4 protein-coding genes are annotated in these 7983 nt (G+C 63.1%); all 4 read left to right on the plus strand.

Translation table 11 applies throughout. The features are described from left to right. Positions 1 to 1922, plus strand: a 1922-nt coding sequence (locus EOA29_RS17990) for an FAD-dependent oxidoreductase (RefSeq protein WP_145969694.1), incomplete at its 5' end; no start/stop codon positions are given. After that, the gene (locus EOA29_RS17995; RefSeq protein WP_126093255.1) at positions 1922 to 3103 is read left to right on the plus strand and encodes a pyridoxal phosphate-dependent aminotransferase; all 1182 of its coding nucleotides are present in this window, start codon (positions 1922 to 1924) and stop codon (positions 3101 to 3103) included. The genes EOA29_RS17990 and EOA29_RS17995, both read left to right, overlap by 1 nt. Then, positions 3100 to 5547, plus strand: coding sequence for an FAD-dependent oxidoreductase (locus EOA29_RS18000; protein WP_127221228.1), 2448 nt, complete (start codon positions 3100 to 3102; stop codon positions 5545 to 5547). Before EOA29_RS17995 ends, EOA29_RS18000 begins: the two co-directional genes overlap by 4 nt. Before the next feature lie 30 nt (positions 5548 to 5577). Then, positions 5578 to 7821 carry an FAD-dependent oxidoreductase gene (locus EOA29_RS18005; RefSeq protein ID WP_189350521.1) on the plus strand — a complete coding sequence of 748 codons (2244 nt, stop codon included), beginning with the start codon at positions 5578 to 5580 and terminating at the stop codon, positions 7819 to 7821. Positions 7822 to 7983: the final 162 nt, after the last annotated feature.

Below are 7983 nucleotides of genomic sequence, written 5' to 3' on the forward strand. Positions count from 1 at the left end.
CCGGCGTCCGCCGCGAGAACGGCGAATGGGTGGTCACGACGCCGCAAGGCGAGATCCGTTGCGAGATCGTCATCAACGCCGCCGGCTACCGCGCCGCCGAAGTTGGAAAAATGTTCGGCCGCGAGGTGCCGATGATGGTGATGAGCCATCAGTACATTTTGTTCGAGGAAATCCCCGAGCTCGCCGCCTGGACCAAGGAACAGGGCCACAAGTTGCCGCTGCTGCGCGACGTCGACACGTCCTATTACCTGCGCCAGGAGAAGACCGGCATGAATCTCGGCCCCTATGAGCGCAATTGCCGCGCGCATTGGGCGACGCATAACGATCCGATGCCGGAGGATTTCTCCTTCCAGCTCTTCCCCGACGATCTCGACCGGCTGGAGCACTATCTTGCCGACGCCGTCGCCCGCGTGCCGATCCTGGGCACCGCCGGCCTTTCGAAAGTCATAAACGGGCCGATCCCCTACGCGCCGGACGGCAACCCGCTTATCGGGCCGATGCCCGGCGTGCCGAACGCCTTCGAGGCTTGCGTCTTCACCTTCGGCATCGCGCAAGGCGGCGGCGCCGGCAAGGTGCTGGCGGAATGGGTGACCGAGGGCCAGACCGAATGGGACATGTGGTCATGCGACCCGCGCCGCTTCACGTCCTTCGCCTCCGCGCCCGACTATTGCGTCGCCAAGGGCCTGGAAATTTACGGCAACGAATACGCCATCCAGTTCCCGCGTCATGCCTGGCCGGCCGGGCGCGATCGCAAGCACTCGCCGCTGCACGATCGCATCAAGGCGCTGGGCGGCCAGTTCGACGCCTATAACGGCTGGGAACGCGCCACCTGGTACGCGAAGCCCGGCGACGACATTTCGGAGGAAGCGACGCTGACCTTCCGCCGCGACGGGCCGTGGCAGCACCGCGTGCGTGAGGAATGCCTGGCCGTGCGCGATGCCGCCGGCATCCTCGACCTGCCCGGTTTCTCGCGTTTCAACCTCGAAGGCCCGGGGGCCGCCGACTGGCTGGCGCTGCAGGTCACAGGCCTGGTGCCGAAGCCCGGCCGGATCGGCCTCGTCTATTTCGCTGACGACAAGGGCCGCATCGTCACCGAAATGTCGGTCGTGCGCCACGGCGAAGACCAGATGACGCTGATCACCGCGGCGGTGGCGCAATGGCACGATTTCGAATGGCTGAAATCGCGGATGCCGGCCGATGCTGCCTTCACGCTGACCGACCGCACCGAGGAGTACTCGACGCAGATCCTCGCCGGCCCGAATTCACGCAATATACTGTCCGAGGTCTGCGACGCCGACCTGACCTTGCCCTGGCTGACTCATCAGGAGACGACCATTGCCGGACGCTGGGCGAAGCTGGTGCGCGTCTCCTTCGCCGGCGAGCTTGGCTGGGAAATCCACACCAAGGTCGCCGACACGACGACTGTCTTCGACGCCGTCTGGGCCGCCGGCCAGAAGCACGGCCTGAAACCCTTCGGCATGTATGCGCTGGATTCGCTGCGGCTCGAGAAAGGCTACCGCGCCTGGAAGGGCGATCTGTCGACCGACTATTCGGTCCTGCAGGGCGGGCTGGAGCGCTTCGTCAAATGGGACAAGCCTGACTTTCGCGGCAAGGCGGCTTTGCTCAGCGAAAAGCAGCAAGGCGTGAAGAAGCGCTTCGTCACGCTGGTCGTCGAAAATCCCGGCGATTGCGATGCGCCCTATATGTCGACGCTCTGGCATGACGGGAAAATCGTCGGCGAGACGACCTCAGGCTGCTGGGGCCATCGCGTCGGCAAATCGAACGCGCTCGGCATGCTGCGCCCCGATTTGACCGAGCCCGGCACGGCCATCGAGGTCGAGATCTTCGGCGACCGTTTCAAGGCGGTGGTGCAGAAGGACGAGCCGCTCTGGGATCCGAAGAACGAGAGGTTGAGAGCCTGATGCCAAAACCGTCAAAGCGCATTACCGGCATCGTGCCATCCGGCAAGGACGGCTGGGAAGTCCATTTCGCCGCCTGGACCCGCAAACAGGCTGGCGAGGACATCATCGTGCTCTCGGTCGGCGATCACGACTTCGACACGCCCTCTGAAACGATCGAGGCCTGCGTCCACGCCGTGCGCGGCAGCAACCACCACTACACGCCCTTGCCCGGCCTGCCGCGCCTGCGCAAGGCGATGGCGGCAGCTTCCACCGCCTGCACCGGCATCCTGACGGAACCGGACGAGATCATCGCCACGGCTGGTGGCCAGGGCGCGCTCTACGCTGCCGTGCAGGGTGTGCTCGATCCCGGCGATCACGCCATCGTCGTCGCGCCTTACTACGCCACCTACCCCAACACCTTCAGCGCCGCCGGCGCCAGCTTCACCGTGGTCGAGACGCCGGCCGAGGACGGCTTCCAACCGCACGCCGACAGGATCCGCGCGGCGCTCCGACCCAATACCCGCGCCATCCTGATCAACACGCCGAACAACCCGACCGGGGCTGTCTATTCGCGCGAACGGCTCGAGCAACTGGCCGAAATCTGCAAGGAACGCGATCTCTGGCTGCTGTCGGACGAGGTCTACTGGACGCTCGGCGGCGGCGAGCACATCTCGCCGCGCTCGCTGCCCGGCATGGCCGAGCGCACGCTGGTCATCAACTCGATGTCGAAAAGCCACGGCATGACCGGCTGGCGCATGGGCTGGCTCAGCGGCCCGAAAGCGATGATCGCGCTGATGACCGATCTCAACCTGGTGACGACCTACGGCCTGCCGGCCTTCATCTCGATCGCCTGCGCCGAGGCGCTCGAAAACCACTACGGCGTGAAGGAAATCGCCGAGCGCTACGCCGCGCGCCGCGCGGTCTTCCTTGACGCCATACGCGGCGTCAATGACGTCACCGTGCACGGCTCCGAAGGCGGCATGTACGTCATGCTCGACATCTCCGCCATCGAACCCGACGACGAGAAATTCGCCTGGGCGCTGCTCGACAAGGAAAAGGTCGGCGTCATGCCGGGATCGAGCTTCGGCGACGCTGCAGCCGGCCATATCCGCATCAGCCTCTGTCAGCCTGAATCCGTCCTTCAGGAAGCAGCGCTTCGCGTGCGCCGCTTCGCTTCCAGCTACCGCCGCGAGGCCGCATGACCAAGACCATTCCCACCAGGGCCCGCGCCGTGATCATCGGCGGCGGCGTCTCCGGCTGCTCGGTCGCCTACCATCTGGCCAAGCTCGGCTGGACCGACATCGTGCTGCTCGAGCGCAAGCAGCTCACCTCGGGCACCACCTGGCATGCGGCCGGCCTGATCGGCCAGCTCCGCGCCTCGCAGAACATGACGCGGCTGGCGAAATACTCGGCCGACCTCTACGTCAAGCTGGAGGCCGAGACCGATGTCGGCACCGGCATGCGCCAGGTCGGCTCGATCACGGTGGCGCTGACTGAGGAGCGCAAGCACGAAATCTATCGGCAGGCATCGCTTGCTCGCGCCTTCGATGTCGACGTGCGCGAGATTTCGCCGAGCGAAGTCAAAGAGATGTACCCGCACCTCAATGTTTCCGATGTGGTCGGCGCGGTGCACCTGCCGCTCGACGGCCAGTGCGACCCCGCCAACATCGCCATGGCGCTGGCCAAGGGCGCGCGCCAGCGGGGCGCCACCATCGCCGAGAATGTGAAGGTCACCAAGGTTCACACCAAGGCCGGCCGCGTCATCGGCGTGTCCTGGGCGCAGGGCGAAGACCAAGGCACCATCGAGACCGACATCGTCGTCAACTGCGCCGGCATGTGGGCGCGCGAGCTTGGGGCGCAGAACGGCGTCACCATCCCGCTGCATGCCTGCGAGCATTTTTACTTGGTCACCGAGCCCATCTCCGGCCTCGGCCGCCTGCCGGTGCTGCGCGTGCCCGACGAGTGCGCCTACTACAAGGAAGACGCCGGCAAGATGATGCTCGGCGCCTTCGAGCCGGTGGCAAAGCCATGGGGCATGGACGGCATCCGCGAGGATTTCTGCTTCGACCAGTTGCCCGAGGATATGGAGCATTTCGAACCGATCCTCGAAATGGGCGTCAACCGCATGCCGATGCTCGGCACCGCCGGCATCCATACCTTCTTCAACGGCCCCGAAAGTTTCACCCCCGACGACCGCTACTATCTCGGCGAGGCGCCGGAGCTGTCAGGCTACTGGATGGCGACCGGCTACAATTCGATCGGCATCGTCTCCTCCGGTGGCGCCGGCATGGCGCTGGCGCAATGGATCAACGATGGCGAGGCGCCCTTCGACCTGTGGGAAGTCGACATCCGCCGCGCCCAGCCGTTCCAGAAGAACCGCCGCTACCTCAAGGAGCGCGTCTCGGAAACGCTCGGCCTCCTTTATGCCGACCATTTCCCTTATCGCCAGATGGCGACCTCGCGCGGCGTGCGCCGATCGCCTTTGCACGAACACCTGAAGGCGCGCGGCGCCGTCTTCGGCGAGGTCGCCGGCTGGGAGCGTGCCAACTGGTTCGCCAAGCCCGGCCAGGAGCGCGAATACCGCTATTCCTGGAAGCGGCAGAACTGGTTCGACAACCAGCGCGAGGAACATCTCGCCGTGCGCAACGGGGTCGGCCTGTTCGACATGACCTCCTTCGGCAAGATCCGCGTCGAGGGCCGCGATGCCTGTGCCTTCCTGCAGCGGCTCTGCGCAAACGACATGGACGTCGCGCCCGGTAAGATCGTCTACACGCAGATGCTCAACGCCAAGGGCGGCATCGAAAGCGACCTCACCGTGACGCGGCTTTCTGAAACCGCCTATTTCCTGGTCGTCCCCGGCGCCACGCTGCAGCGCGACCTTGCCTGGCTGCGCAAGCATGTCGCCGACGAGTTCGTCGTCATCACCGACGTGACCCCGGCCGAGGCCGTGCTCTGCCTGATGGGGCCTCACTCGCGAAAGCTGATCCAGAAGGTCAGCCCGAACGATTTTTCCAACAAGGCCAATCCGTTCGGCACGTTCCAGGAGATCGAGATCGGCATGGGGCTGGCCCGCGCCCACCGCGTCACCTATGTCGGCGAGCTCGGCTGGGAGCTCTACGTCTCGACCGAGCAGGCCGCGCATGTCTTCGAGGCGATCACCGAAGCCGGCGCCGATGTCGGCCTGAAGCTTTGCGGCCTGCATACGCTGGATTCCTGCCGCATCGAAAAGGCCTTCCGCCATTTCGGCCACGACATCACCGACGAGGACAATGTGCTGGAGGCCGGCCTTGGCTTCGCGGTGAAAACGAGCAAAGCCGGCTTCATCGGCCGCGACGCCGTGCTGCGGAAAAAGGAAGCCGGCCTGTCACGCCGGCTCGTGCAGTTCCGCCTGAAGGACCCTCAGCCCCTTCTGTTCCACAACGAAGCGATCCTGCGCGACGGCCGGATCGTCGGCCCGATCACCTCGGGCAATTACGGTCACCATCTCGGCGGCGCGATCGGGCTTGGCTATGTGCCCTGCCAAGGGGAGAGCGAGGCGGATGTGCTTGGCTCATCCTATGAGGTGGAGATCGCAGGAGAACGGTTTGCCGCGGAGGCTTCGCTGAAGCCGATGTACGATCCGAAGGCGGAACGGGTGAGGATGTAAGCAATTCGTCGCATGGAGATACCAAGGTCGATGATCACTGTAGTCGGTTCAGTTCGAGAGATTTGGCGTTATCCGGTTAGCTCCCTCACCGGGGAGAGCTTGGTGCGCGCCATGATAATGAAAACAGGGGTTGCCGGTGATCGGACCCACGCGCTGTTCGAGGCAAACAGCAGCAACATCGTAAGCCCGCCAACGTCGAAGAAGTGGAATATGGCGCCGCGGTTGGCAGCACGTGTTGGCGATACAGGGATCATCCAGATTTCGAGCGACGGTCGCCTTTGGCGCGCCTTTGATGATCCATCGATGTTGGATGAACTGGAAGCGATCTTCGGTACGCGGATGGAATTGAAGCGCTACGGGACTCAAGTGGGAGACGCCATAGCTAAACCGCGGTATGCAATGCAGCCCGTCCACTTGCTAAGCCGGCAGTCTCTCGACGACCTCCAGGCTGGTTTGCCCGACAGCCAAATAGACGTCCGCCGTTTCCGCCCTAATATCGTGGTAGACTTGCCGGACCTGGCGGGAGCATCCCCGGAAGACAACTTACTCGGGAAGGACTTCTCGATTGGTGCGTTGCGGCTCCGTGGAACAGTCCGCTGTGGGCGATGCGCTTTCACGACTCTTGCGCAGCAGGGGGTGCCTGAAGATCGTTCAGTCCTTCGCGCGCTGATCAAAGATTTTGAAAAGAACTTTGGCATCTATTGCGAGGTGCTGGAACCTGGTGAGATAGCGGTCGGCGATGCGCTCAGCACGTCGGTCGCGCCGGAGCCGCAGCGCCCTATTGTGATCGTGGGCGCCGGGCAGGCCGGAGCTATGACAGCCAAGGCCCTTCGTGATCTGGGCTCGACTCAATCAATACGGATCTTTGGAGAAGAGCGACACGCTCCGTATGAGCGGCCACCTTTGTCCAAGGGCGGCGATGAGGGAAAGGGCGGGTCCATAGGCCCTAGCTATGTTCTGACGGCAGATCAGATCGAGGAATTGAATATCGATCTCAACCTCAACAGCCGGGTTGTTGCTGTGCACAGGCAGACGCACGAAATTGAAACACAAGATGGCGAGCGCCATCGATATGCCCGGTTGGTGCTCGCGACGGGAGGATCCCCCCGTACGCTGCGCGGGCTCGAGCGAGGACACGGCCGGGTCCACGTGATACGCACCATCGAAGACGCGGCCAATCTGACTCGATCTTTGCAGCCGGGTTGCACACTCTGTGTTCTAGGTAGTGGTTGGCTAGGTCTTGAGATCGCGGCGGCAGCGCGCAAACGTCTGTGCGACGTCACGCTCTTCGGCCGGGAGGATAGAGTGCTTGCACGCATGATCCCCAGAGAAGTGGCCGACTATGTGGCTGCCCGACATCTCGTCGAAGGGGTGAAGCTCAGATTGGGAGAGGTACCTACCTTTAAGGAAAGGCCTGATCACATCGACGTGACAACGGCCAGCGGGCTCGAGAGAGCGGAACATTTGGTCCTGGCAATTGGCATTAGCCCTAACGACCACCTAGCGCGCGCAGCTGGTCTCAACGTGGCTGGCGGGGTGGTGACCGACGAGAGTGGAGCCACGTCGGATCCCGATATCTTCGCCGTCGGCGACGTAGCACGGCAGCAGCGACCCGGGTATCCGAAAGGTATCTGCGTTGAAAGCTGGCATAACGCAAATGAGCAACCGTATTCGGCCGCGCGAGCGATGCTTTCGCTTCCAGCTGAGCCATTAGCCCCAGCGAGGTTCTGGTCATCACAGTATGACATGATGATCCAGATTGCAGGGTTTCCCAATGCCAATGCCCAAGCGGTCCGGCACGAGGGCGATGGCTGGCCTTTTTGGGACTTTGGCGGTTTCGCCGTTGGGATCAATCGATCGAAAGAGGTCCATCGTTTCGCATCCCAGCTGGCGTTGGGCAACCTTGAGGCTCCGACCAGAGTCCAAGTGTCCTCGAAGGCTTCAGCTCAGCGGAAAGGGCCAGCCGAAGGCGTCGACATTGGCCCCGTTGATGCTTTCCCGGAGAGCGAAATAACTCGGCTGGAGATCGATCAATTGGGAGCTGTCGCGATCGTTCAGATCGACCAGCGGTACTTTGCGGTGAACGATCGATGCCCGCACGCGGAGGCTTCATTGTCCGAAGGATTCATCGAGCGAGATAAGATCGTTTGCCCCGTCCATTTTGCAGAGTTCGATCTGCAGACAGGCAATCCTTCCAACGAGCCGGCTGGATGCGGTCGCTTGGCTTGCTACACGGTAGAGCGGCGAGACGACCACCTCTTTCTGTTTTTTTGACGTTGGTGACAGTCAGTGCGCGTTCCGGCTGGGTACTTGCTGAGTGAGATTCGGCGCGCCACCACTTCGACCGCAGCAGAGCATTTGTTGCGGTCAGCACTCGCAAGAATAGGGCTTCCCGACGAGTTCCTGCCATCAATCTGTTCTATAGCACCCACGAGC

It is taken from the genome of Mesorhizobium sp. M1E.F.Ca.ET.063.01.1.1, assembly GCF_003998155.1.
GTDB lineage: Bacteria > Pseudomonadota > Alphaproteobacteria > Rhizobiales > Rhizobiaceae > Mesorhizobium.

Bases quoted from the DNA above. Each gene is read 5' to 3' on its own strand.
- EOA29_RS17995 (WP_126093255.1), top strand. From the start codon at position 1,922: ATGCCAAAACCGTCAAAGCGCATTACCGGCATCGTGCCATCCGGCAAG.
- EOA29_RS18000 (WP_127221228.1), top strand. From the start codon at position 3,100: ATGACCAAGACCATTCCCACCAGGGCCCGCGCCGTGATCATCGGCGGC.
- EOA29_RS18005 (WP_189350521.1), top strand. From the start codon at position 5,578: ATGATCACTGTAGTCGGTTCAGTTCGAGAGATTTGGCGTTATCCGGTT.